This window comes from Citrobacter sp. TBCP-5362 (assembly GCF_005406305.1).
GTDB lineage: Bacteria > Pseudomonadota > Gammaproteobacteria > Enterobacterales > Enterobacteriaceae > Citrobacter_B > Citrobacter_B koseri.
Genome location: NZ_CP040234.1, coordinates 986,727 through 1,009,993, shown reverse-complemented (window position 1 = coordinate 1,009,993; position 23,267 = coordinate 986,727). Strand labels below are relative to the sequence as shown.

Sequence of the window (23,267 nt, the reverse complement as noted above, 5' to 3'; positions counted from 1 at the left end):
CACAACAAAATGTTATAACATAACAATAATGAAATACGATGCGGATGTAAATTGCCAGGAAAAAAGGGAGTGTGGCGAAATGTTTCAGACGTGAAATCGCGCAGCAGCGGCGCTGCACGCTCCCCTTTCTCTCAGGGAAAAGGGAGCGTAATCCAGACCGGGTAAGCGTAGCCCCCCGGAAAACACACCGCGGCTACTGACTAAACGGCGACGCCGCAGGTACACGCGCCAGCGCGACGGCCTGACCAAGCTGCCAGACCGCCATCGCATAGTGAGTGCTGTGGTTATAGCGCGTGATGGCATAGAAGTTCGGCAACCCGTACCAGTACTGATAGCCCGTACCCACATCCAGACGCAGCAGGCTGGCCTGCTGATGATTGCCCAGCGACTGCTGCGGCGTCAGCCCGGCGGCCGCAAGCTGAGAAATGCTGTACTGGGTTTTAAAGCCGTTCGCCAGCCCTGGCGCCTGACCGTTGGCCGGAACGGCGACCACATCGCCTTTCACCCAACCGTGGGCTTTGAAATAGTTCGCCACGCTGCCGATGGCATCAACCGGGTCCCACAGGTTGATGTGCCCGTCGCCGTTAAAGTCCACCGCGTACTGCTTATAGGACGACGGCATAAACTGTCCGTACCCCATCGCACCGGCAAAAGACCCTTTCAGATCCAGCGGGTCGTCCTGTTCATCACGCGCCATCAGCAGGAACGTTTCCAGCTCGCCGGAGAAATACTCCGCCCGACGCGGATAGTTAAACGACAGCGTCGCCAGCGCATCCAGAATTCGCGTTTTACCCATGATGCGGCCCCAGCGGGTTTCCACACCAATAATGCCGACGATAATCTCCGGCGGGACGCCATAAACCTGCCATGCACGGTTCAACGCATCCTCATATTGATTCCAGAACGCCACGCCGTTTTGCACATTGTCCGGGGTAATAAACTGCTTACGATAGCGCAACCATGCGCCATTCGGCCCCGCTGGCGGTTGCGTGGTCGGCGCCTGTCTGTCCATCAGTCGCAGAACGTAGTCCAGGCGCTTCGCCTGCGACAGAATTTCCTGCAACTGCTGGCGATTAAAACCGTGCTTGTTCACCATCTTCTCAATGAACTGCTGCGCGTTCGGATTATTGGCGAAATCACCGCCCATCACCATGACATTGTGCTGCGGCTCAAGCAGGAAACCGCCGGACGGCGCTCCCGTTGTCGTTTGAATTTCTGAAGACTGTGGTTTGCTGCTACAGGCAGCAAGCAACGCAAAGAGAGGAAGTAGTGCTACATAACGACGCTTGAACATGAGACATCCATTAAACAGATTCAGCCAGGGGGAAGTATGGTAAAGCATCCCGCTTCGCACAAGGAAGCGCTCTTCACAGAATACGCACTATTCTCCCGTAACATCCCTGCTTTTTTTCTCCGCAACAAACGCAAACTTTCACTTTAAAATATTTATCTTTCATTTTGAGATCAAAATAACACTTTTAAATCTTTCGATCTGATTAAAATAACTCACCAATTGGCAAGATAACAACAAACCCTACAGGAGAGAACAATGATCGAAACCATTACACATGGTGCGGAGTGGTTTATCGGGCTGTTCCAGAAAGGCGGAGAGGTGTTCACCAGTATGGTGACCGGCATCCTTCCGCTTTTGATAAGCCTGCTGGTCATCATGAATGCCTTAATAAACTTCATTGGCCAGCAGCGTATTGAACGTTTTGCCCAGCGCTGCGCCGGGAACCCGTTATCCCGTTACCTGCTGCTGCCGTGCATCGGTACGTTTGTGTTTTGTAACCCGATGACGCTGAGTCTGGGCCGCTTTATGCCAGAAAAATACAAGCCCAGTTACTACGCGGCGGCTTCCTACAGCTGCCACTCGATGAACGGACTGTTCCCACACATCAACCCCGGCGAACTGTTTGTTTACCTGGGCATCGCCAGCGGCCTGACGACACTCGGCCTCCCGCTTGGCCCGCTCGCCGTCAGCTATCTGCTGGTCGGTCTGGTCACCAACTTCTTCCGTGGCTGGGTGACTGACCTCACCACATCCATCTTTGAGAAAAAAATGGGCATTCAACTTGAGCAGAAAGTCCACCTGGCTGGAGCAACATCATGACGCGTATTCGTATTGAGAAAGGCACCGGCGGCTGGGGCGGCCCGCTTGAACTGGATGCAACCCCCGGAAAGAAAATCGTCTACATCACCGCCGGGACGCGTCCGGGGATTGTCGACAAACTGGCGCAACTAACAGGCTGGCAGGCGGTGGATGGCTTTAAAGAGGGCGAACCGCCTGAGGAAGAGATCGGCGCGGCGATCATCGACTGCGGCGGCACGCTACGCTGCGGGATTTATCCGAAGCGGCGCATTCCAACCATCAACATCCACTCTACCGGGAAGTCGGGGCCGCTGGCGCAATACATCATGGAAGATATTTACGTCTCCGGGGTGAAAGAAGAGAACATCACGCTGAGCGGCGAGGCGCCTGCAAACGCGCAGCCTGTCGCCTCGCCTGCGGGCCGCGATTACGACGCCAGCAAAAAAATCACCGAACAGAGCGATGGCCTCTTGGCGAAAGTCGGTATGGGGATGGGCTCAGCGGTAGCGGTGCTGTTCCAGTCCGGGCGCGACACCATCGATACGGTGCTGAAAACCATTCTGCCGTTTATGGCGTTCGTCTCGGCGCTGATCGGCATCATTATGGCCTCCGGTCTCGGCGACTGGATCGCTCACGGCCTGGCGCCGCTTGCCAGCCATCCGCTGGGGCTGGTCACGCTGGCGCTCATCTGTTCATTCCCGCTGCTGTCGCCCTTCCTCGGCCCTGGCGCGGTGATCGCCCAGGTTATCGGGGTGCTGATTGGCGTGCAGATTGGTCTGGGTAATATCCCTCCCCATCTGGCGCTGCCCGCGCTGTTCGCGATTAACGCTCAGGCCGCGTGCGACTTTATTCCGGTCGGTTTATCGCTGGCGGAGGCCCGCCAGGACACCGTTCGCGTCGGCGTGCCTTCCGTGCTGGTGAGCCGCTTCCTGACCGGCGCGCCTACCGTTCTCATCGCCTGGTTTGTTTCCGGCTTTATTTATCAATAAGAGGTTCAGAGATGACCGTGATTTACCAGACCACCATCACCCGTATCGGCGAGAGCGCGCCGGACGCGCTCTGCGACAGGATGCTGATTACCTTTCGTGAAGGCGCGCCGGCGGATATCGAAGCGTTTTGCTTTATCCACTGCCACGGCGAGCTGAACGGCACGCTGCAACCCGGCGCACAGTTTCAGCTGGGTGAGCATCGCTATCCGGTGACTGCTGTGGGCAGCGTGGCCGAGCAGAATCTGCGTGAACTGGGGCATATCACCCTGCGCTTCGACGGGCTGAACGAGGCGGAATTTCCCGGCACCGTACACGTTGCGGGGCCAGTACCGGACGACATCGCGCCGGGCTGTATTTTGAAGTTTGTGGCTTAAGGTTTAAGGAGAGAAAAATGAATCAGGTTGCCGTTGTCATTGGTGGAGGCCAGACCCTGGGGGCCTTCCTCTGCCGTGGGCTTGCAGAGGTTGGTTATCGCGTCGCCGTTGTCGATATTCAGAGTGATAAAGCCGCAAATGTGGCGCAGGAGATTAACGCCGCGTTTGGCGAAGGCATGGCGTACGGTTTTGGCGCCGATGCCACCAGCGAGCAGAGCGTTCTGGCGCTCTCTCGCGGAGTCGATGAAATTTTTGGCCGGGTTGATCTGCTGGTCTACAGCGCGGGCATCGCCAAAGCGGCGTTTATCAGCGATTTTCAACTCGGCGATTTCGACCGCTCGCTACAGGTGAATCTGGTGGGGTATTTCCTTTGCGCTCGCGAATTCTCCCGCCTGATGATCCGCGACGGCATTCAGGGACGCATTATCCAGATCAACTCCAAGTCCGGGAAAGTGGGCAGTAAACACAACTCCGGCTATAGCGCGGCGAAGTTCGGCGGCGTGGGCTTAACCCAGTCGCTGGCGCTGGATCTGGCAGAATACGGCATTACCGTGCATTCGCTGATGCTTGGCAACCTGCTGAAATCACCGATGTTCCAGTCGCTGCTGCCGCAATACGCCGCCAAGCTTGGCATCAAGCCGGACGAAGTGGAGCAGTATTACATCGACAAAGTTCCGTTAAAACGCGGCTGCGATTATCAGGACGTACTGGACATGCTGCTGTTTTACGCCAGCGCGAAGGCGTCGTACTGCACCGGACAGTCCATCAATGTAACCGGCGGTCAGGTGATGTTTTAAGAGGTATGATTGCCCGGTGGCGCTGCGCTTACCGGGCCTACGAATATTATGTAGGCCGGATAAGGCACAGCCGCCATCCGGCAAAATCAAAGGAGCGCATTATGGTTTCCGCACTGATCACCGTCGCCGTTATCGCCTGGTGTGCGCAACTGGCGCTGGGCGGCTGGCAAATCTCCCGCTTTAACCGGGCGTTTGACAAACTTTGCCAACGAGGGCGAGTGGGCGTCGGGCGCTCCGGCGGACGCTTTAAACCGCGAGTGGTGGTCGCCATCGCTCTGGATGACCAGCAGCGCGTTACGGATACCTTATTCATGAAAGGTCTCACCGTCTTTGCCCGACCGGTTAAAATTCCCGCAATACAGGGCAAACATCTTGATGAATTACAGCCTGATGTGATCTTTCCCCATGATTCGCTCTCACAGAATGCACTATCATTAGCGCTTAAACTGAAACATGGGTAATTTCGTTGTGAATGCTAATTGCTTGCGAAATTATCATTTCACAACTTATACATCAGTCAGGGTAATTACGCCTATGAAACCACGTCAGCGTCAGGCTGCTATTCTGGAGCATCTGCAAAAGCAGGGAAAATGCTCGGTTGAGGAGTTGGCCCAGTACTTTGACACCACGGGCACCACCATTCGCAAAGACCTGGTCATTCTGGAAAATGCCGGAACCGTTATTCGCACGTATGGCGGCGTGGTGTTGAATAAAGATGAATCCGACCCGCCTATCGATCACAAAACGCTGATCAACACCCATAAAAAGGCGTTGATCGCACAAGCGGCTGTCCAGTTTATCCACGATGGCGACTCCATCATCCTTGATGCCGGAAGCACCGTGTTGCAGATGGTGCCGATGCTTACCCGCTTTAGCAATATCACCGTCATGACCAACAGCCTGCACATTGTTAACGCCCTTTCGGAGCTGGACAACGAGCAGACCATCCTGATGCCCGGCGGCACATTCCGCAAAAAATCTGCGTCATTTCACGGTCAGCTGGCAGAAAACGCCTTTGAGCAGTTCAGTTTTGATAAACTGTTCATGGGCACCGACGGCATCGATCTCAATGCCGGAGTGACCACCTTTAATGAGGTCTATACCGTCAGCAAAGCGATGTGCAATGCCGCACGCGAAGTGATTCTGATGGCGGACTCCTCAAAATTTGGGCGTAAAAGCCCCAACGTTGTGTGCAGTCTGGAAAGCGTCGACAAACTGGTTACCGACGCGGGTATCGACCCCGCGTTTCGTCAGGCGCTGGAAGCAAAAGGGATTGAAGTGATCATAACCGGAGAAACCAATGAGTGATGCATTACTGAACGCGGGTCGCCAGACATTACTGCTGGAGTTACAGGAAGCAAGCCGTCTGCCGGAACGCCTGGGCGATGATTTTGTCCGTGCCGCCAATACGATCCTCCACTGCGAAGGCAAAGTGATTGTCTCCGGTATTGGCAAGTCAGGCCATATCGGCAAAAAAATCGCCGCGACTCTCGCCAGTACAGGAACGCCCGCGTTCTTTGTCCACCCGGCAGAAGCGTTACATGGCGATCTCGGCATGATCGAAAGCCGGGACGTGATGCTGTTCATCTCCTATTCCGGCGGTGCGAAAGAGCTGGATCTCATTATTCCGCGCCTGGAAGATAAATCGATAACCCTGCTGGCGATGACCGGAAAGCCAACCTCCCCGCTGGGTCTGGCGGCAAAGGCTGTGCTGGATATCTCCGTTGAGCGCGAAGCCTGCCCGATGCACCTGGCGCCGACCTCCAGCACCGTCAACACCCTGATGATGGGCGACGCGCTGGCTATGGCGGTGATGCAGGCGCGCGGTTTCAATGAAGAGGATTTCGCCCGTTCACACCCTGCCGGGGCGCTGGGCGCGCGTCTGCTCAACAAAGTCCATCACCTGATGCGCCGTGACGATGCGGTGCCGCAGGTTCAGCTCACCACCAGCGTGATGGACGCCATGCTGGAGCTGAGCCGTACCGGGTTAGGTCTGGTTGCGGTATGCGACGCGCAGCGCGTTGTGAAAGGCGTCTTTACCGACGGCGACCTGCGCCGCTGGCTGGTTGGCGGCGGCACGCTGGCTACGCCGGTCAGCGAAGCGATGACCCACAACGGCATTACGTTGCAGGAGCAGAGCCGCGCCATCGATGCCAAAGAACTTCTGATGAAGCGCAAGATCACCGCCGCGCCGGTGGTGGATGAAAACGGTAAACTCGCCGGCGCAATCAACCTGCAAGATTTCTACCAGGCAGGCATCATCTAACTTTTCAGCCCCAGACGCTTCGCCAGCCGATGCAGGTTGGCGACGTCTGTCTCCAGCGCCCGCGCGCAGGCGGCCCAGTTGTGGTTATTTTGCGCTAACGCACGGCGAATCATCTCCCGCTGGAAAGCCTCGGTCGCGTCGCGCAGATTGTGATTTGCCGGTAACGTCGGCGTACTGTCGTCAGGCAGAGCGGGAGAAACCTCCTCCTGTAAGGCAAAATGCTGCGCTTCCAGCACCACCTCATCCCCCGCCCGGGTCGCTCTTGCCAGAACCACCGCACGGTGGATCGCATGTTCCAGCTCGCGAACGTTCCCCGGCCAGCCATAGCTCAGCAGGTGGCTACGCGCCCCCGGGCTCAGCACCACGCGGGAAAGCCCCAGCCGCAGGCGGCACTGTTCGCAAAAATACCCGGCCAGCAAGACCACATCCTCACCACGCTCACGCAGCGGCGGCACGGAGAGCGGGAACACGCTCAAACGGTGGAACAGGTCGGCGCGAAAACGCCCGGCCAGCACCTCTTCACGTAAGTCGCGGTTAGTCGCCGCCAGCACGCGTACGTCGACGCGCAGGCTGCGATCGTCCCCGACGCGTTGAATATCGCCATACTGCAAAACGCGCAGCAGTTTCGCCTGCAACGCCAGCGACAGCTCGCCAATCTCATCAAGAAACAGCGTGCCGTTATCGGCCATTTCGAACTTACCGCTACGGTTGCTGATTGCCCCGGTAAACGCCCCTTTGACGTGGCCGAAAAGCTCGCTCTCCGCCACGCTTTCCGGCAGCGCGGCGCAGTTCAGATACACCAGCGGGTTCACCGCCCGTGGCGAGCCTTCATGAATCGCTTTCGCCACCAGCTCTTTCCCGGTTCCCGTTTCGCCGCTGATCAGCACGTTGAGATCCGACCCCGCTACAATCTCAATCTCTTTTTTCAACTGCATCATATTTGGCGACAGGCCGATCATCTGCGTTTCTTTCACCTGTTCGAAAGAGGCGGAAGACCCCGGCAACATATTCTGGCTTTCTAATTGCTCAATAAGCAGCGCATTGCTCAGCGCCCCCGCCGCCAGCGCTGCGATGAGCCGCAGCTCTTCATCGCTGAAAACATCAAACTGATCGGGTTCCATGCCGTCAAGCGTGAGTGCGCCAATCAGGGTTTGCCCGGCGAACAGCGGCAGCCCGATACAGGCGTGTACCTTCAGGCTCTCCTGATCCGGGATCAGCCCGTCATACGGGTCCGGCAGGTCGCTGTCGGCTGGAAAACGCACCACATCCCCGGCACGGGCAATGGCTTCCAGTCGCGGATGCCCTTCCAGAGTGAAGCGCCTGCCCAGTACATCCTGCGCCAGGCCGTCGATCGCCAGCGGAATAAACTGCCGCCCCTCATAGCGCAGCAGCGCCGACGCATCGCACTCCAGCACCTGACGCAGCGTGGTGATCAGGCGCTGAAAGCGGTCCTGATGCCCGATACCACTTTGTAATTCAATGGCGATGCCCGCCAGGACATCAACTGAAAAGCTCATGGCTACCTCATTGTCATTTTGACAATCAATAGTGTCATATTGACAATTAATTTAATAGTCTTTTTGACTACCATTTTATGAGTATAAATTTTTTAATTATTTAAAATCAATCAGTTAAAAAGTTGGCACGCATCCTGCTATTAGCAATACATCTTTCTTAAAAAAACTGTATTTACTGAGGTTGCTATGTCTATTCTGGTTAAAAATAACATTCATTGGGTTGGCCAACGTGACTGGGAAGTTCGTGATTTTCACGGGACCGAATATAAAACGCTGCGCGGCAGCAGCTACAACAGCTATCTCATCCGTGAAGAAAAAAATGTTCTGATCGATACCGTAGACCATAAATTCAGCCGCGAATTCGTGCAAAACCTGCGTAGCGAAATCGACCTGGCCGACATTGATTACATCATTATTAACCATGCGGAAGAAGACCACGCGGGCGCGCTGACCGAACTGATGGCGCAAATCCCGGATACGCCGATCTACTGCACCGCAAACGCCATTGACTCCATTACCGGTCACCACCATCACCCGGAATGGAACTTTAACGTCGTAAAAACAGGCGACACGCTGGATATCGGCAACGGCAAGCAGCTGATTTTTGTTGAAACCCCGATGCTGCACTGGCCGGACAGCATGATGACCTACATGACGGGCGACGCGGTACTGTTCAGTAACGACGCCTTTGGTCAGCACTACTGTGACGAACGTCTGTTCAACGATGAAGTCGATCAGACCGAGCTGTTCGAGCAGTGCCAGCGTTACTACGCCAACATCCTGACGCCGTTCAGCCGTCTGGTTACGCCAAAAATCACCGAAATCCTCGGCTTCAACCTGCCGGTAGATATGATTGCCACCTCTCACGGCGTGGTATGGCGCGACAACCCAACCCAGATCGTTGAACTGTATCTGAAATGGGCGGCGGATTATCAGGAAGATCGCATCACCATTTTCTACGACACCATGTCCAACAACACCCGCATGATGGCCGACGCGATTGCGCAAGGCATCAACGAAGTTGACCCGAACGTGGCGGTGAAAATCTTTAACGTCGCACGCAGCGATAAAAACGAAATTCTGACCAACGTGTTCCGTTCCAAAGGCGTGCTGGTCGGTACTTCTACGATGAACAACGTGATGATGCCGAAAATCGCCGGTCTCGTTGAAGAGATGACTGGCCTGCGCTTTCGTAACAAACGCGCCAGCGCTTTCGGTTCCCACGGCTGGAGCGGCGGCGCGGTAGACCGTCTGTCCACCCGTCTGCAAGATGCCGGCTTCGAGATGTCACTGAGTCTGAAAGCGAAATGGCGTCCTGATATTGATGCCCTGGAACTTTGCCGCCAGCACGGCCGCGATATTGCCCGTCAGTGGGCGCTCGCTCCGCTGCCGGAAACAAATGTGAAAGCGACAACCCAGGAAGAAGAGTGCGCCTGTGCCGCCGCCGCTGCGGCTGACCTCGGCCCAAGCATGCAGTGCAGCGTGTGCCAGTGGATTTACGACCCTGCAAAAGGTGAGCCGTTGCAGGATGTCGCGCCGGGTACGCCGTGGAGCGACGTACCGGATAACTTCCTGTGCCCGGAATGTTCATTAGGTAAAGACGTCTTTGATGTGTTGGCAACGGAGGCAAAATGAGCCGGGGAATTGTCATTATTGGTTCGGGCTTCGCCGCCCGCCAGTTAGTCAAAAACATCCGTAAACAGGACGCGACCGTAGCGCTGACCCTGATTGCCGCTGACAGTATGGACGAGTACAACAAACCCGACCTCAGTCACGTCATCAGCCAGGCGCAGCGCGCCGACGACCTCACCCGCCAGTCGGCGGGGGAGTTTGCCGAACAGTTTAATCTGCGTCTGTTCCCACACACCTGGATTACGGACATTGATGCCGACGCCCATGTGGTAAAAAGCCAGGACAAGCAATGGCAGTTCGACAAACTGGTGCTGGCGACAGGGGCATCAGCCTTTGTTCCGCCGGTTGCCGGGCGTGAGTTAATGCTCACACTGAACAGCCAGCAGGAGTATCGCGCCTGCGAAACGCAACTGCGTGACGCGCAGCGCGTACTGATCGTCGGCGGCGGTCTGATTGGTAGCGAGCTGGCAATGGATTTCTGCCGTGCGGGTAAAGCCGTCACGCTGATTGACAATGCCGCCAGCATTCTGGCCTCGCTGATGCCGCCGGAAGTGAGCAGCCGCTTGCAGCATCGTCTGACCGATATGGGCGTACATCTGCTGCTGAAATCGCAGTTGCAGGGTCTGGAGAAAACCGCTACCGGTATTCGCGCCACGCTGGATCGCGATCGTCAGGTAGAGGTGGATGCGGTCATCGCCGCGACCGGCCTGCGCCCGGAAACCGCGCTGGCGCGCCGTGCCGGGTTGACCATCAACCGTGGCGTCTGCGTTGACAGCTATCTGCAAACCAGCCACCCGGATATTTATGCGCTGGGAGACTGCGCGGAAATTAACGGTCAGGTTCTGCCTTTCCTGCAACCGATTCAGTTAAGCGCCATGTATCTGGCGAAAAATCTGCTCGGCGGGAACGCGCCGCTGAAGCTGCCCGCCATGCTGGTGAAAATCAAAACGCCGGAATTGCCGTTACATCTTGCAGGCGAAACCCAGCGTTGCGACCTGAACTGGCACATTGCGGCGGAGTCCGAAGGGATGGTCGCCCGAGGCATGAATACCGAAGGTCAGCTTTGCGCCTTTGTGGTGAGCGAAGACCGCATGAAGGAGGCCTTTGCGCTGCTGAAAACGCTGCCCGCGTAAGTTCATTGTGCCGGATGGCGGCTGACCTGCAAATCATGACGCCGTAGGCCTGATAAGCGCAGCGCCATCAGGCAATGTTCGAACATCTTTGCCGGATGGCGGCGTAAACGCCTGATCCGGCCTACGGGAAGCGCCTGTTTGTACGTCGCCATCCGGCGATACTGCCACTGATTTATTAACCTCACGCACACGGAAGTGCGCTGCTGCTTGTCGGTATGCCCCGACACGTTTCGCCCCGCCAGTCCCGGGGCTTTTTTTTATTTTTGCGCCAGCTCGCGCGCTGCGGCGATCGCTCCCTGCCCTAACGACACTCCCCCATCCCCGGCCGGTAAACGCTGTGGGAACAGTAAGGTAAAATCAGCAAGACAGAACGCCAGACGCCTGCACAGCAAGCGGTTATGCAGCACACCGCCGCCGAATACCAGCGTGGTGATCCCGCGTGCGGTCGCTTCCTGACGCAGCAGCGTGGCGAACCCATGCGCCAGCGCGTCGTGAAAGGCCCACGCCCGCTCCTCGGGAGCGGCCTGCCAGTTCAGCCACTGCCGCCAGAACGTGGCTAAATCCAGCTGGTTGTTTTTAACCGGCATCGTCACCGGATGTTCAACGCGATTGCATCGCGAAGCCAGCGCCTCCAGCGCACAGGCCGCTTCTCCTTCATAACTGAGTGTGTCAGGCGCGCAGCCTGATGCGGCGGCGACGGCATCGAACAGGCGTCCGCACGACGACGCCAGCGGGGCGTTGATTCCGCGCTCAATGGCCCGCGCCAGCACGTTCCACTGCTGTTGTTGCAACGCAGCCGTTTCTGGATAGTCCCGCCAGTCAGGAACAAAGCGCAGACACTGCGCCAGCAGGTTGCGCCAGGGCTGCTTCGCGGCGAGATCGCCGCCCGCCAGCGCGACGGCGGGCAGGCCGCCAAGATGCTCGCATTCACGGTAATTAACGCGTAAACACTCTCCGCCCCACAGCGCGCCGCCCTCTCCCATACCGATGCCGTCGAGCGTCAGGGCAATCACATCGCCTCCGTTCAACGGCCAGCCGTGTTCGACCATGCATGCCGCCGCATGCGCATGGTGGTGCAATACCGTTTCGGTCGGAAGCGTCATCTCGCTGGCCCACTGGCTGGAAACGTAGCCCGGATGCGCGTCGCAGACAACGCGTTGCGGCGTAAAATCGTAAATGTTCTGAATCAAACGCAGCGCGTCACGCCACTGCGTTTGAATGCCGTCATCGCTGAGATCCCCCAGATGCTGGCTTACCACCGCCTGCTCGCCGCGCACCAGACAGAAGGTATTTTTCAGATCGGCGCCCAGACAGAGCATCGGCGGCACATCGTGAAATCCCGGCGGCAGCGCGATCGCATCCGGCACATAGCCCCGCGAACGGCGTAGCATTTCGCCGCTGTCACGCACGACCGAGTCATCCATTCGCTGCACGATATCGCGGTTGTGCAACAGAAAACCGTCGGCGATCGCCTTCAGGTCGTCCAGCGCCTGTTGGTTAGTGATGGCCGGCGGTTTACCGCTAAGGTTGCCGGAGGTCATCACCAGCGGACAATTCAGCGCCTGTAAAAGCAGATGCTGGAGCGGATTCGCGGGCAGCATTACCCCCACTTCCGCCAGCCCCGGCGCAATCCCCTCGCACAGCGACGCGACATGCTGTTTATCCACCAGTACGATGGGGGCGGCCGGCGTAGTCAGCAGTCGGCGCGCCGCATCCGGCAAGCCTTCCGCATCCGGCAACATTACCGCCAGCGGTTTCGCAGGGCGGTGTTTACGCGCCCGCAGCATCGCCACCGCCTCATCGTTTTGCGCATCGCAGGCCAGATGAAAGCCGCCAATACCTTTGATGGCGACAATGCCCCCCGCTTTTAACATCGCGACGGCAGCCTGTAGCGCAGCGTCTTTTTCCGCCCGCGCGCTGCCAGAGCGCCACGCCAGATGCGGGCCGCAGGCCGGGCAGGCAACAGGTTGGGCGTGGAAACGGCGGTCGTACGGATCGCGGTATTCCGTCGCACACTTCCTGCACAACGGAAACGATGCCATCACGGTAAACGGACGGTCGTAAGGCATCGCACGAATGATCGTAAAACGCGGGCCGCAGTGGGTGCAGTTGATAAAAGGGTAACGGTAGCGCCGCTCGCCGGGCGTATTCATTTCGGCGAGACAGGCCGGGCATGTGGCCGCATCGGGCACAATTTGCGTATTCATCGTTCCGCCCGCGCTCTGGCGAATGGAGAAATCGGCAGGCAGTTGAGACCAGGCAAACGGCTCGCTCTCGACGCTGTCAATACGGGCCAGCGGCGGGCAATGTTGATGTAACTGCACAATAAACTCCGCCGGATCTTCCTGTAAGCGCACAACCACACCGTCACCGTCGTTACACACGTCGCCATGCAGTTGTAACCGCTGCGCCAGTTGCCAGACGTAGGGGCGAAATCCGACGCCCTGTACCTTGCCACGAATACGCAGCTGTACGCCGGAGTGGTTGTTTATTGTCATGAAGTCGTTCCCGCAGTCATCTATCCCGGTTTGCCTGATGGCGCTACGCTTATCAGGCCTACGGGGATACGAACAGTAGGCCGGATAAGGCAAGGCCGCCATCCGGCATGAATACCACCGTATTTTACGCGGTTTTTCAGAAATCAGAAAAGCAAAGACGCGGAGGAGTCCAGCGCCGCACGGCGACGTTTTTCCGCGCTCAGTTGTTCAAGTTTGTTGCGATCGACGCAAATCAGCGCGTGGGTCGGACAGGCTTCCATACAGGCAGGGCCGGCCTCGCGGTGGTGGCAAAGGTCGCATTTGTTGGCCTCCGCTTTTTCCGCCCGGACATTCAGGCCCGCGCCGCTGTTGCGAATCACCGGACGCACAACCACTTCCATCGCGCCGTATGGGCAAGCGACCACGCAGGTTTTACAGCCAATGCAACGCTCCTGCATCACATGTACGAAACCTTTATCACGGCTGATGGCGCCGTTCGGGCAGACGTTGGCGCACGGCGCGTCTTCACACTGGCGGCACAGCGTCGCCGTGGAGACATTCACACCTTTGATCACATGGATGCGGGGTAAGAAAGTTTCAGGGGTCAGCGACGCGCAGTCCTGGTTTTCCTGATGAGACACCACACAGGCCACTTCACAGGTACGGCAACCAATGCATTTATTGGCGTCGGCAATGATGAAACGGTTCATCAAATTCTCCAGCAATGACAGATTATGTGCCGAAACATTCATAAATCGTGCCAGTTTTTAACTGATTGTTATTGCTTGATATTTGATGATGACGTTGTGACCAGGCACTGTCATCGTCACGAATGACGATGACAAATGACAATGTAAAGCGGGATCAGCGGGCAGGCAGCGGCGCTGCCGAATCGCGCAGGATCAGCGCACCGGTAAAGGTTTTTGGCGGCGTAAATTCACCGCCGTCCAGCATGAAGATAAGACGTCCAATCGTCTCCTGAATCATCTCCGTGACCGGAATTTTAACGCTGGAAAGCGCCGGGATGGTATAGGGCGCCATCGCGATGTCGTCGAATCCGATGACCGAGGTCTGCGCAGGCACGCTCATGCCACGCTCGTGTAACTGTTTGATGGCGCCAATCGCCATATCGTCATTACTGGCTACCAGCGCGGTAAAACTCACCTTGCGCGCCAGGAGCGTATCCACCCCTTCAGCACCGCTGGCGGGCGTCCACTTTCCGTTGACAATCAATTCGTTATTGATAGCGATGCCGTGTCGCGTCAATGCGTCTTTATACCCTGAGAGACGCTCCACGCCGGTAGGGGAATCCATCGAACCGGTGATAAACGCAATCTCGCGATGCCCCCCGGCGATCAACTGTTCCACCGCGTTAAAACTGGTCTGCTTCTGGTCGCAATAAACGCAGTGGCTGCTGTTTCTTCGCAGCCGACGGTTAAGCACCATAATGGGCTGGGCGTGTGAGTCGATAATGTCGTCAATCTCATCCACGCTGAGAAAACGGGGATAAATCATAATGGCGTCGCAGCGCAGATCGAGCAGATACTGAATCGCCTGACGCTCTTCTTCCGCGCTGTGTTTGCCGTCCGCGAGCAGAAGCTGACGCCCCTTATCCTCTGCCATCCGCGCCGTATGAAACAGCAGCTCGCTAAAATAAACGCCGTGGTAAAGGGTGTTCGTCACCACCAGACCGAGGGTCTGCGTTTTCTTCGCCGCCAGACTGCGCGCTAACAAATTGGGTCGATAGCCGCTCTCTTCAATGGCCTGAAACACGCGGTCTTTGGTCTCCTGGCTGACGTAGCCGTTACCTGAAAGCACCCGGGAAACCGTCGCTTTCGACACCCCGGCGCGCTTCGCCACCTCCAGCATCGTCGTCATATTACTCATCCATTAGCACTCAATGACACGCAGTGTACTTCACCGTACCGTTGTTGTCCTTGATGGTAAATCACCGCCCAAAACAACAAGTGATCATTCTCACAATTATAAAAAATGATCAAATTGTGATCTTGTGTCATTCAGTGAAACTATTCATGATTTTGTGGAACCGGTTTCCTATTTTGCGTTTCATTGCCCACGTTTTTTTAGCGAAAAGGCGTAAGACGATAAAACTACCCTATTGATAAAACAGGATAAAATCCGATGTCTAAGAATTATGCGGCACTGGCGCGCTCCGTGGTGACGGCGCTGGGCGGTGTGGATAACATCACCGCCGTGACACACTGCATGACGCGTCTGCGTTTCGTTCTCAAAGATGACGCGCAGGTCGACAGCGCGACGTTGAAAACCCTCAGCGGCGTTCTCGGCGTGGTTCGCAGCGACAACCAGTGTCAGGTGATTATCGGCAACACCGTTTCACAGGCGTATCGCGAAGTCGTCAGTCTGCTGCCGACCGATATGCAGCCCGCAGCGCCCGTCGGCAAACCTAAACTCACCTTTAAACGCATCGGCGCGGGGATACTTGACGCGCTGATCGGTACCATGTCCCCGCTGATCCCGGCGATTATCGGCGGATCGATGCTGAAACTGCTGGCCATGATCCTCGAAATGACGGGGCTGCTGGAAAAAGGCGCCTCCACGCTGACCATCCTGACGGTGATTGGCGACGGCGCGTTCTTCTTCCTGCCGCTGATGGTGGCGGCGTCAGCGGCAATCAAGTTCAAAACGAACATGTCGCTGGCGATTGCCATCGCAGGTGTGCTGGTTCACCCGAGTTTTATCGACCTGATGGCGAAAGCCGCCGAAGGTGAACACGTTGAATTTGCCCTGATCCCGGTGACGGCGGTGAAATACACCTACACGGTGATCCCGGCGCTGGTGATGACATGGTGTCTTTCATACATCGAACGCTGGGTGGATCGCATTACCCCGGCCGTCACGAAAAACTTCCTGAAACCAATGCTGATCGTCCTGATCGCCGCCCCGCTCGCCATTGTTTTAATCGGCCCAATCGGGATCTGGATCGGTAGCGCCATCTCCGCGCTGGTTTACACCATTCACGGCTATCTGGGCTGGCTTTCCGTCGCCATCATGGGCGCGCTGTGGCCGCTGCTGGTCATGACCGGGATGCACCGCGTCTTTACCCCAACCATCATCCAGACCATTGCTGAAACCGGCAAAGAAGGCATGGTCATGCCGTCTGAAATTGGCGCTAACCTGTCGCTGGGCGGCTCCTCTCTGGCCGTCGCATGGAAAACCAAAAACCCGGAACTGCGCCAGACGGCGCTTGCCGCCGCCGCTTCCGCAATTATGGCGGGGATCTCCGAACCAGCGCTGTACGGCGTGGCGGTACGTCTGAAGCGTCCGCTGATTGCGAGCCTGATCAGCGGTTTTATCTGCGGCGCGGTGGCAGGTATGGCGGGGCTTGCCAGCCACTCGATGGCGGCGCCTGGCCTGTTCACCAGCGTCCAGTTCTTCGACCCGGCAAACCCGATGACCATCGCCTGGGTGTTTGGCGTGATGGCGCTGGCCGTGGTGCTCTCTTTTGTTCTGACGCTGATCCTCGGTTTTGAAGATATCCCCGTGGAAGACGCAGCCGCGCAGGCAAGAAAAAACCAGGCCACGCAACCGACTACTGCAAAAGAAGCCAGCATCTGACTGGCGCATATTGAGGATGACTATGTCTGTATTTCCGCAAGGATTTTTATGGGGCGGCGCACTGGCCGCCAACCAGTCTGAAGGGGCATACCGGGAAGGCGGCAAAGGGCTGAGCACCGTCGATATGATCCCGCACGGCGAGCACCGGATGCCGGTAAAACTGGGGCTGGAGAAACGCTTTCAACTGCGGGATGACGAATTTTATCCAGGCCATGACGCGATTGATTTTTACCATCGCTATAAAGACGATATCGCCCTGATGGCGGAGATGGGCTTCACGGTGTTTCGCACCTCGATCGCCTGGAGCCGTCTCTACCCTGACGGCGATGAGCTGACGCCGAACGAAGAAGGCATCGCGTTTTATCGCGCGGTGTTTGAAGAGTGTAAAAAGTACGGTATTGAGCCGCTGGTCACGCTGTGCCACTTCGATGTGCCGATGCACCTGGTGACGGAGTACGGCTCCTGGCGCAATCGCAAAATGGTGGAATTCTTTACCCGCTACGCGCGAACCTGCTTTGAAGCCTTTGACGGTCTGGTGAAATACTGGCTGACGTTCAACGAAATCAACATCATGCTGCACAGCCCATTCTCCGGCGCGGGCCTGGTGTTTGAGGAAGGTGAAAATCAGGATCAGGTGAAGTATCAGGCCGCGCATCACGAGCTGATTGCCAGCGCGCTGGCGACCCAAATCGCCCATGAGGTCAACCCGCAAAACCAGGTCGGCTGTATGCTGGCGGGCGGCAATTTTTATCCGTACTCCTGTAAACCGCAGGACGTCTGGACCGCGCTGGAGAAAGACCGCGAAAACCTGTTCTTTATCGATGTGCAGGCGCGCGGCGCTTACCCGGCCTATTCCGCCCGCGTCTTTCGCGAGAAAGGCGTGGTGATTGAAAAAGCCCCGGAAGACGACGCTATCCTGAAGAACACCGTCGATTTCGTCTCGTTTAGCTACTACGCGTCACGCTGCGCTTCAGCGGAGATGAACGCTAATAACACCAACGCCGCCAACGTGGTGAAATCGCTGCGCAATCCGCACCTTGACGTCAGCGAATGGGGCTGGGGGATTGACCCGCTTGGTCTGCGCATCACCATGAATATGATGTATGACCGCTACCAGAAGCCGCTGTTTCTGGTGGAAAACGGCCTCGGCGCGAAAGATGAGCCGGACGCGAAAGGTGAGATCCATGATGATTACCGCATCCGCTACCTGCGTGAGCATATTCGGGCGATGGCCGACGCCATTGAAGACGGCGTGCCGCTGATGGGTTACACCACCTGGGGCTGCATCGATCTGGTGTCCGCCTCGACAGGCGAAATGAGCAAACGCTACGGGTTTGTGTATGTCGACCGTGACGACGCTGGCAACGGCACGCTGGCGCGTACCCGCAAAAAATCATTCTGGTGGTACAAGAAAGTGATTGCGAGTAACGGGGAAGATCTGGCGTAGCCCGTTTTGCCGGGTGGCGGCTTCGCCTTACCCGGCCTACAAGAAATGCGCCGTATGTAGGCCGGATAAGCGTTAGCGCCATCCGGCATCACAAACGACGCCTACTCCTCGCCCTCAGCAATCAACTGCTCAAATCCACCATTCCCCTGCCACCCTTCAAGACGCTGATAAACTACCTCAACCGCGTCTTTAATCGCTTGCGTCATCGGATAATAAAAGCCAACGATATCCGGCTGGATGCCGAGGAAAATCACGTCGCCAACGTCCTCTTTCAGCTGATCCACCAGGTAATTCAACGGCATATTGTGGGTGGTCATCATAAACATTTCGGCGATGTCATCCGGGTCGATGATGCGGATCTCGCCCGGATTCAGCCCCATGTCGGTCGCATCGACAATCAGCAGACGATCCGGGCGCAGTTCGCGGATCGCGACAATATCGTTCTCCGGCGCGCTGCCGCCGTCAATAACAACCCAGTTGCCTTTAGGCTGCGCGGCGCACATTTCGGCCAGCAGCGGCCCGGCGCCGTCATCGCCCATCATACTGTTGCCGACGCACAATAAAACGTCAGTCACGGTGTCTCCTCACCATCAGATAGATGGCGCTTTCCTGATGAATATCGTGGAGCATACTCAGCATCAGCTTGCTCCACGCCTGTTGTTGCGGGCTTTGCGCAGCGAGCGCGCTGTCGAAAGCGCGCGCCAGCATTTGCACATGGTTAAAATCGATGACGATCTCGCCGTACTTTGGCACGCCTTCCATTTTACGTCTGGCCTCGCTTCCCTCTTCCAGAGTCGCGATCCACGCCAGATAATCCTCCCACGGGCAGGTTAACGCCGCTTCCAGGCAGTCGATGACCCCAAGGTGGTGGCCAATCGCCAGGCTGTAATAGACAACCTGCTGCGCCTCGGCGGGCGTCGCATCGTTCTCATCAATAAACTTACGGCTCAGTTGACTGAACACCACCGTTTCACTCATCGGATACGCGCCTCTTCAACCACATGATTCAGGTGAGTGACGATCTCGGTCAGACGCGGATCGTTTTCCGCTTCCAGCCAGCGCGCCACCTGATGTTCACCCTGTCCCAGTTGGGTCAGGTAATCATCGGCGATCTGACGGCCATAGCGATAACCCGCCAGACGACGCGCCGCGCGATCCACCTTCACGCGCAGCGGCTGCACCATGTCGGGATGCAGAATCTCTGCCGCCTGCTCGTCCAGTTCACCCGGCGCGCGGGCGTGAATTTTCTGTTCCAGCAAACCCAGCGCCATCGCAAAACCGTACAACGTTGCCGCAGGCGTCGGCGGGCAGCCCGGAATGTAGACATCCACCGGTACGATTTTGTCGGTGCCGCCCCAGACGCAGTACAGGTCGTGGAAGATACCGCCGCTGTTGCCGCAGGCGCCGTAAGAGATACAGATTTTTGGGTCCGGCGCGGACTGCCAGGCGCGCAGCGCCGGAGAACGCATCGCGCGCGTCACCGCCCCGGTGAACAGCAGAATATCCGCATGACGCGGCGACGGGACGACCTTGATGCCAAAACGTTCAGCGTCAAACAGCGGAGAAAGGGTGGCAAAAATTTCGATTTCGCAGCCGTTGCAGCCACCGCAGTCCACGCGGTAGACATACGCCGAACGCTTAATGTTTTTCAGCAAAGACGCCTTCATGCTGGCGATGGATTCATCCACCGTCATCGGCAGCGGAATGCCGTTGGCGTCGCGTGGGCCTAATAAATTGCTCATCAGCTGGCCTCTTTCATATGGCGAGTCAGTTCAATACGGTCGGACGGCACCAGGCATTTCTGACGCTTGCAGTCCGGGCAGGTCTCAAAGCTTTCACGGTGATATTCCGCGCGGCTGTCGCCATTGTGTTTCAGCAGCGCGATGGCGTAATCAATCTCTTTCTGCACCGCGAAAGGACGGTTGCACACGCGGCAATTGCACAGCGTAAAGCGGGATTGTTGCAGAAAGTCCGCTTTCTTCCACACCGCCAGCTCATACTCCTGCGAGAGTTTAATCGCCGCCGTCGGGCACACTTCTTCGCAGCGGGCGCAAAAGATGCAGCGCCCGAGGTTGAACTGCCAGGCCAGCTCGCCGGTAACAAGGCAGGTTTCAACCGTCAGCGCATTCGACGGGCAGGCATTGACGCAGGCTGCGCAGCCAATACACTGCTGCGGGTTATGCTCCGGTTTGCCACGGAAGTTTTTATCGACCGCAATCGGCTCCAGCGGATACGACGACGTCGGCGCGCCGGTTTTGATAACTTTTTTGATAAAGGTAAACATGGCGATTCCTTATTTCAGCGGCGAGTTTTTACGCTCAATGCTGTAGCGCTCAAGTTCTTTGTACGGCACGACTTTGCTCTTCTTCTTACGCACATCCACCACGGTCATGCGGTCGGTACAGGAGTAGCAAGGGTCGAGGCTACCGATGATCAGCGGCGCGTCGGAGACCGTGTTACCGCGCAGCATATAGCGCAGGGTCGGCCAGTTGGCGTAGGTCGCCGCACGGCAGCGCCAGCGGTACAGCTTCTGGTTGTCGCCGGTCATGCTCCAGTGGATGTCATCCCCGCGCGGCGCTTCGGCAAAGCCCAGCGCAAAACGGTGTGGGATATAGGTAAAGCCTTCCACCATCAGCGGGCCGCCCGGCAGGTTGTCCAGGCCGAAATCGATCATGTTCAGCGCGGTGTACACTTCGTTGATGCGCACTTTCAGACGGGAGATGACGTCACAGCCCTGCTCGCTATGCACTTCCATCGGCAGCAGCCCGTAGCCGACAAACGGGTGATCGGCGCGGGTATCGCGGGCGTGGCCGCTGGCGCGCACCATCGGCCCCACGTTACTGAAGTCGCGGGCGATTTCCGGGTCGAGGCGCCCAATGCCGACGGTGCGCTGCTCCATGTTCGGCGTGCTGAGCAGCATATCCACCAGTTCCTGCACCTCGCGGCGCATCTGCTGCGCCAGTTGACGGGTCTGGATCATGTCCTCTTTCAGCAGATCGCGACGAATCCCGCCGATCAGGTTCAGACCGTAGGTTTTACGCGCCCCGGTAAGGATCTCCGCCATTTTCATCGACGTTTCACGCACGCGGAAGAACTGCATAAAGCCGGAGTCAAAGCCGGTGAAGTGACAGGCCAGACCGAGGTTCAGCAGGTGCGAATGCAGACGCTCCACCTCCAGCAGAATGGCGCGAATCATCTGCGCGCGTTCCGGCACCACGATGCCCATCGCATTCTCGACGGAGGTGGTATAGGCGGTGCTGTGAGCAAAGCCGCAAATGCCGCACACGCGGTCCGACAGGAAGGTGACTTCGTTGTAACCCATGCGGGTTTCCGCCAGTTTCTCCATGCCACGATGGACGTAGAACAGGCGGTAATCGGCGTCGATAATGTTTTCGCCGTCAACAAACAGACGAAAGTGGCCCGGTTCATCAGAGGTGACGTGCAGCGGGCCGATCGGCACCACGTTGTTTTTCTTGTCACCCAGCTCGTTGATAAATTCGTAGGTTTCGGCATCGGTGGTCGGCGCCGGGCGTTGACGGTAATCCATGCTGTCTTTACGCAGCGGATAGAGTTCATCCGGCCAGTCATCCGGCAGCACCAGGCGGCGTTCATCAGGCAGGCCGACCGGGATCAGGCCATACATGTCGCGGACTTCGCGTTCGCCCCACACCGCAGCCGGCACGCGCGGCGTCACGGACGGGAACTCCAGTTTGTTGGCATCGACTTCAACGCGCACGGTAATCCAGCACTTCGTCCCCTGCTCCATCGACAGCACGTAGTAAACGGCATAGTGGCCGCACAGCTGGCGTTCGTCGTTGCCAAACAGTACCGAGAGCCATCCGCCCTGTTTGTAGTAGAGAAACTCCACCACTTCCGGCAGGTAGTTCACCTTCACGGTGAGGGTCAGCTGATCTTTGGTCTGCCAGGCTTCGTCCAGCACCACGCCCGGAAAAGCCTGGTGCAGCGCCGCAAGGTATTGTTGACCTAATTTTTCTTCAGACATGCTCAAACTCTCTTAAATCACGCCACCAGCAAGGAGACGAATGCTAAAAACGCAAACCCAAAACCTGCCCAGGTCACGCGTGAAGTGGCGCAAAAACGCAGGCGCGCCATGCTGTTTTCGAACAGGGCAATCACCAGTACGCCAGCGATCAGCTTGACGATGGCAATGACCAGCGCCAGCAGCAGCCCACCCGCGCTGAAGGTTTCCATCTGTCCCCACGGCAGGAATACGCCGACAAACATTTGCAGCACCACCAGCTGTTTCAGGCTGATGCCCCACTTCAGCACCGCGAAGCCGCTGCCGCTGTATTCGGTCAGCGGGCCTTCCTGCAACTCCTGCTCCGCTTCCGCCAGATCGAACGGCAGTTTGCCCATCTCGATAAAGGTGGCGAACGCGCAGGCGCACAGCGCCAGCATCAGCGGAATGCTGCGCGCTACCGGCCAGTGGTAAATCGTGTCGGTGATATTGCTGATGTGCGTGGAACCGGCCACCTGCGCCGCCACCCACAGGCCGAGCAGCAGGATTGGCTCCACCAGTACGCCGAGCATCGCTTCGCGGCTTGCGCCGATCGCGGTAAACGGACTCCCGGTATCCAGACCGGCAATAGAAAAGAAGAAGCGGGCGATCGCAAAGAGATAGATCAGGGTGATCAGATCGCCCAACTGCGGCAACGGTGAACCAACCGTCACCACCGGCAGCGCGGTCGCGATAGTCAGCATGACGCCGACCATCACAAACGGCGTCAGGCGAAAGACCCAGCCGGAATCGGCAGGCGCAACGCTCTGGCGCCCCAACAGCTTGATCAGGTCGCGATACTCCTGCAAAACGCCCGGCCCACGACGGTTGTGCAACCGGGCACGCGCCACGCGGGTAATACCGGACAGCAGCGGCGCTGCGGCGAATAACACCAGCGCCTGAATTAACGGATATAACACACTCATTC

General features: G+C 57.4%; 23 protein-coding genes. 11 read left to right on the top strand and 12 right to left on the bottom strand.

The window, feature by feature from the left end; genetic code table 11:
- Window positions 1-193: 193 nt before the first annotated feature.
- A complete protein-coding gene (mltB, locus tag FD428_RS04875; RefSeq protein ID WP_104868275.1) occupies window positions 194-1,294 on the bottom strand; it encodes a lytic murein transglycosylase B in 1,101 nt (366 codons plus the stop codon).
- A gap of 255 nt (window positions 1,295-1,549) precedes the next feature.
- Here mltB and srlA point away from each other — a divergent pair, with 255 nt between their 5' ends.
- The 7 genes from srlA (at window position 1,550) to gutQ (ending at window position 6,518) form a co-directional block, all read left to right on the top strand.
- A complete protein-coding gene (gene srlA / locus FD428_RS04870) occupies window positions 1,550-2,113 on the top strand; it encodes a PTS glucitol/sorbitol transporter subunit IIC (RefSeq protein WP_012134812.1) in 564 nt (187 codons plus the stop codon).
- Window positions 2,110-3,081 carry a PTS glucitol/sorbitol transporter subunit IIB gene (locus FD428_RS04865; RefSeq protein WP_012134813.1) on the top strand — a complete coding sequence of 324 codons (972 nt, stop codon included), beginning with the start codon at window positions 2,110-2,112 and terminating at the stop codon, window positions 3,079-3,081. The genes srlA and FD428_RS04865 overlap by 4 nt, the downstream gene beginning before the upstream one ends.
- Window positions 3,082-3,092: 11 nt before the next feature.
- Complete coding sequence (gene srlB / locus FD428_RS04860; protein WP_012134814.1) at window positions 3,093-3,455, top strand: PTS glucitol/sorbitol transporter subunit IIA; 363 nt, start codon at window positions 3,093-3,095, stop codon at window positions 3,453-3,455.
- A 17-nt stretch (window positions 3,456-3,472) separates the two neighbouring features.
- On the top strand, window positions 3,473-4,252 hold the full coding sequence (gene srlD, locus FD428_RS04855; RefSeq protein ID WP_012134815.1) for a sorbitol-6-phosphate dehydrogenase: 780 nt from the start codon (window positions 3,473-3,475) through the stop codon (window positions 4,250-4,252).
- Between the two features lie 101 nt (window positions 4,253-4,353).
- Window positions 4,354-4,713: a transcriptional regulator GutM gene (gutM, locus tag FD428_RS04850; protein ID WP_012134816.1), complete on the top strand. Its 360-nt coding sequence runs from the start codon at window positions 4,354-4,356 to the stop codon at window positions 4,711-4,713.
- 73 nt (window positions 4,714-4,786) lie between these two features.
- The gene (gene srlR / locus FD428_RS04845) at window positions 4,787-5,560 is read left to right on the top strand and encodes a glucitol operon DNA-binding transcriptional repressor SrlR (protein WP_012134817.1); all 774 of its coding nucleotides are present in this window, start codon (window positions 4,787-4,789) and stop codon (window positions 5,558-5,560) included.
- Window positions 5,553-6,518, top strand: coding sequence for an arabinose-5-phosphate isomerase GutQ (gutQ, locus tag FD428_RS04840; protein WP_047461702.1), 966 nt, complete (start codon window positions 5,553-5,555; stop codon window positions 6,516-6,518). Before srlR ends, gutQ begins: the two co-directional genes overlap by 8 nt.
- Here gutQ and norR read toward each other — a convergent pair.
- Complete coding sequence (gene norR / locus FD428_RS04835; RefSeq protein ID WP_012134819.1) at window positions 6,515-8,035, bottom strand: nitric oxide reductase transcriptional regulator NorR; 1,521 nt, start codon at window positions 8,033-8,035, stop codon at window positions 6,515-6,517. The genes gutQ and norR overlap by 4 nt on opposite strands.
- 186 nt (window positions 8,036-8,221) lie before the next feature.
- Between norR and norV the strand changes: the two genes are divergently transcribed.
- Both norV and norW read left to right on the top strand, forming a co-directional pair.
- A complete protein-coding gene (gene norV, locus FD428_RS04830; RefSeq protein ID WP_012134820.1) occupies window positions 8,222-9,670 on the top strand; it encodes an anaerobic nitric oxide reductase flavorubredoxin in 1,449 nt (482 codons plus the stop codon).
- Window positions 9,667-10,800, top strand: a complete 1,134-nt coding sequence (norW, locus tag FD428_RS04825; RefSeq protein ID WP_071257938.1) for an NADH:flavorubredoxin reductase NorW — start codon at window positions 9,667-9,669, stop codon at window positions 10,798-10,800. The genes norV and norW overlap by 4 nt, the downstream gene beginning before the upstream one ends.
- A gap of 2 nt (window positions 10,801-10,802) precedes the next feature.
- Here the strand turns inward: norW and FD428_RS04820 are convergent, their stop codons facing one another.
- The 4 genes from FD428_RS04820 to FD428_RS04805 form a co-directional block, all read right to left on the bottom strand.
- Window positions 10,803-11,027 carry a hypothetical protein gene (locus FD428_RS04820; RefSeq protein ID WP_123907432.1) on the bottom strand — a complete coding sequence of 75 codons (225 nt, stop codon included), beginning with the start codon at window positions 11,025-11,027 and terminating at the stop codon, window positions 10,803-10,805.
- A gap of 30 nt (window positions 11,028-11,057) precedes the next feature.
- A complete protein-coding gene (gene hypF, locus FD428_RS04815) occupies window positions 11,058-13,298 on the bottom strand; it encodes a carbamoyltransferase HypF (protein WP_114848659.1) in 2,241 nt (746 codons plus the stop codon).
- A gap of 143 nt (window positions 13,299-13,441) precedes the next feature.
- Entirely contained in the window at window positions 13,442-13,987 is a 546-nt protein-coding gene (gene hydN, locus FD428_RS04810) for an electron transport protein HydN (RefSeq protein WP_024130889.1), read from the bottom strand.
- A gap of 154 nt (window positions 13,988-14,141) precedes the next feature.
- Complete coding sequence (locus tag FD428_RS04805; RefSeq protein ID WP_024130890.1) at window positions 14,142-15,155, bottom strand: LacI family DNA-binding transcriptional regulator; 1,014 nt, start codon at window positions 15,153-15,155, stop codon at window positions 14,142-14,144.
- Between the two features lie 264 nt (window positions 15,156-15,419).
- Here FD428_RS04805 and ascF point away from each other — a divergent pair, with 264 nt between their 5' ends.
- Window positions 15,420-16,874, top strand: coding sequence for a PTS cellobiose/arbutin/salicin transporter subunit IIBC (ascF, locus tag FD428_RS04800; protein WP_114848660.1), 1,455 nt, complete (start codon window positions 15,420-15,422; stop codon window positions 16,872-16,874).
- 22 nt (window positions 16,875-16,896) lie between these two features.
- Window positions 16,897-18,321, top strand: coding sequence for a 6-phospho-beta-glucosidase (locus FD428_RS04795; protein WP_060815974.1), 1,425 nt, complete (start codon window positions 16,897-16,899; stop codon window positions 18,319-18,321).
- 101 nt (window positions 18,322-18,422) lie between these two features.
- Here FD428_RS04795 and hycI read toward each other — a convergent pair whose 3' ends face one another.
- Genes hycI through FD428_RS04765 form a run of 6 tightly spaced genes read right to left on the bottom strand, consistent with a single transcriptional unit; the run spans window position 18,423 to window position 23,265 of the window.
- Window positions 18,423-18,896, bottom strand: coding sequence for a hydrogenase maturation peptidase HycI (gene hycI, locus FD428_RS04790; RefSeq protein WP_114848661.1), 474 nt, complete (start codon window positions 18,894-18,896; stop codon window positions 18,423-18,425).
- On the bottom strand, window positions 18,889-19,299 hold the full coding sequence (locus tag FD428_RS04785) for a formate hydrogenlyase maturation HycH family protein (RefSeq protein WP_058668007.1): 411 nt from the start codon (window positions 19,297-19,299) through the stop codon (window positions 18,889-18,891). The genes hycI and FD428_RS04785 overlap by 8 nt, the downstream gene beginning before the upstream one ends.
- Window positions 19,296-20,063 (bottom strand): formate hydrogenlyase subunit HycG, encoded by a 768-nt coding sequence (gene hycG, locus FD428_RS04780; protein WP_012134830.1) that lies wholly within the window; start codon window positions 20,061-20,063, stop codon window positions 19,296-19,298. Before hycG ends, FD428_RS04785 begins: the two co-directional genes overlap by 4 nt.
- Entirely contained in the window at window positions 20,063-20,605 is a 543-nt protein-coding gene (locus tag FD428_RS04775) for a formate hydrogenlyase complex iron-sulfur subunit (RefSeq protein WP_114848662.1), read from the bottom strand. Before FD428_RS04775 ends, hycG begins: the two co-directional genes overlap by 1 nt.
- Before the next feature lie 9 nt (window positions 20,606-20,614).
- On the bottom strand, window positions 20,615-22,324 hold the full coding sequence (gene hycE, locus FD428_RS04770; protein WP_012134832.1) for a formate hydrogenlyase subunit HycE: 1,710 nt from the start codon (window positions 22,322-22,324) through the stop codon (window positions 20,615-20,617).
- Window positions 22,325-22,341: 17 nt separating this feature from the next.
- Window positions 22,342-23,265, bottom strand: a complete 924-nt coding sequence (locus FD428_RS04765; protein WP_104868271.1) for a respiratory chain complex I subunit 1 family protein — start codon at window positions 23,263-23,265, stop codon at window positions 22,342-22,344.
- Window positions 23,266-23,267 lie beyond the last annotated feature (2 nt).

Bases quoted from the DNA above. Each gene is read 5' to 3' on its own strand.
- FD428_RS04785 (WP_058668007.1), bottom strand. From the start codon at position 19,299: ATGAGTGAAACGGTGGTGTTCAGTCAACTGAGCCGTAAGTTTATTGAT.
- srlA (WP_012134812.1), top strand. From the start codon at position 1,550: ATGATCGAAACCATTACACATGGTGCGGAGTGGTTTATCGGGCTGTTC.
- FD428_RS04775 (WP_114848662.1), bottom strand. From the start codon at position 20,605: ATGTTTACCTTTATCAAAAAAGTTATCAAAACCGGCGCGCCGACGTCG.
- norV (WP_012134820.1), top strand. From the start codon at position 8,222: ATGTCTATTCTGGTTAAAAATAACATTCATTGGGTTGGCCAACGTGAC.
- norR (WP_012134819.1), bottom strand. From the start codon at position 8,035: ATGAGCTTTTCAGTTGATGTCCTGGCGGGCATCGCCATTGAATTACAA.
- hydN (WP_024130889.1), bottom strand. From the start codon at position 13,987: ATGAACCGTTTCATCATTGCCGACGCCAATAAATGCATTGGTTGCCGT.
- hypF (WP_114848659.1), bottom strand. From the start codon at position 13,298: ATGACAATAAACAACCACTCCGGCGTACAGCTGCGTATTCGTGGCAAG.
- hycE (WP_012134832.1), bottom strand. From the start codon at position 22,324: ATGTCTGAAGAAAAATTAGGTCAACAATACCTTGCGGCGCTGCACCAG.
- FD428_RS04765 (WP_104868271.1), bottom strand. From the start codon at position 23,265: ATGAGTGTGTTATATCCGTTAATTCAGGCGCTGGTGTTATTCGCCGCA.
- FD428_RS04865 (WP_012134813.1), top strand. From the start codon at position 2,110: ATGACGCGTATTCGTATTGAGAAAGGCACCGGCGGCTGGGGCGGCCCG.
- gutM (WP_012134816.1), top strand. From the start codon at position 4,354: ATGGTTTCCGCACTGATCACCGTCGCCGTTATCGCCTGGTGTGCGCAA.
- FD428_RS04805 (WP_024130890.1), bottom strand. From the start codon at position 15,155: ATGACGACGATGCTGGAGGTGGCGAAGCGCGCCGGGGTGTCGAAAGCG.
- ascF (WP_114848660.1), top strand. From the start codon at position 15,420: ATGTCTAAGAATTATGCGGCACTGGCGCGCTCCGTGGTGACGGCGCTG.
- srlD (WP_012134815.1), top strand. From the start codon at position 3,473: ATGAATCAGGTTGCCGTTGTCATTGGTGGAGGCCAGACCCTGGGGGCC.
- FD428_RS04795 (WP_060815974.1), top strand. From the start codon at position 16,897: ATGTCTGTATTTCCGCAAGGATTTTTATGGGGCGGCGCACTGGCCGCC.
- norW (WP_071257938.1), top strand. From the start codon at position 9,667: ATGAGCCGGGGAATTGTCATTATTGGTTCGGGCTTCGCCGCCCGCCAG.
- mltB (WP_104868275.1), bottom strand. From the start codon at position 1,294: ATGTTCAAGCGTCGTTATGTAGCACTACTTCCTCTCTTTGCGTTGCTT.
- gutQ (WP_047461702.1), top strand. From the start codon at position 5,553: ATGAGTGATGCATTACTGAACGCGGGTCGCCAGACATTACTGCTGGAG.
- hycG (WP_012134830.1), bottom strand. From the start codon at position 20,063: ATGAGCAATTTATTAGGCCCACGCGACGCCAACGGCATTCCGCTGCCG.
- srlR (WP_012134817.1), top strand. From the start codon at position 4,787: ATGAAACCACGTCAGCGTCAGGCTGCTATTCTGGAGCATCTGCAAAAG.
- srlB (WP_012134814.1), top strand. From the start codon at position 3,093: ATGACCGTGATTTACCAGACCACCATCACCCGTATCGGCGAGAGCGCG.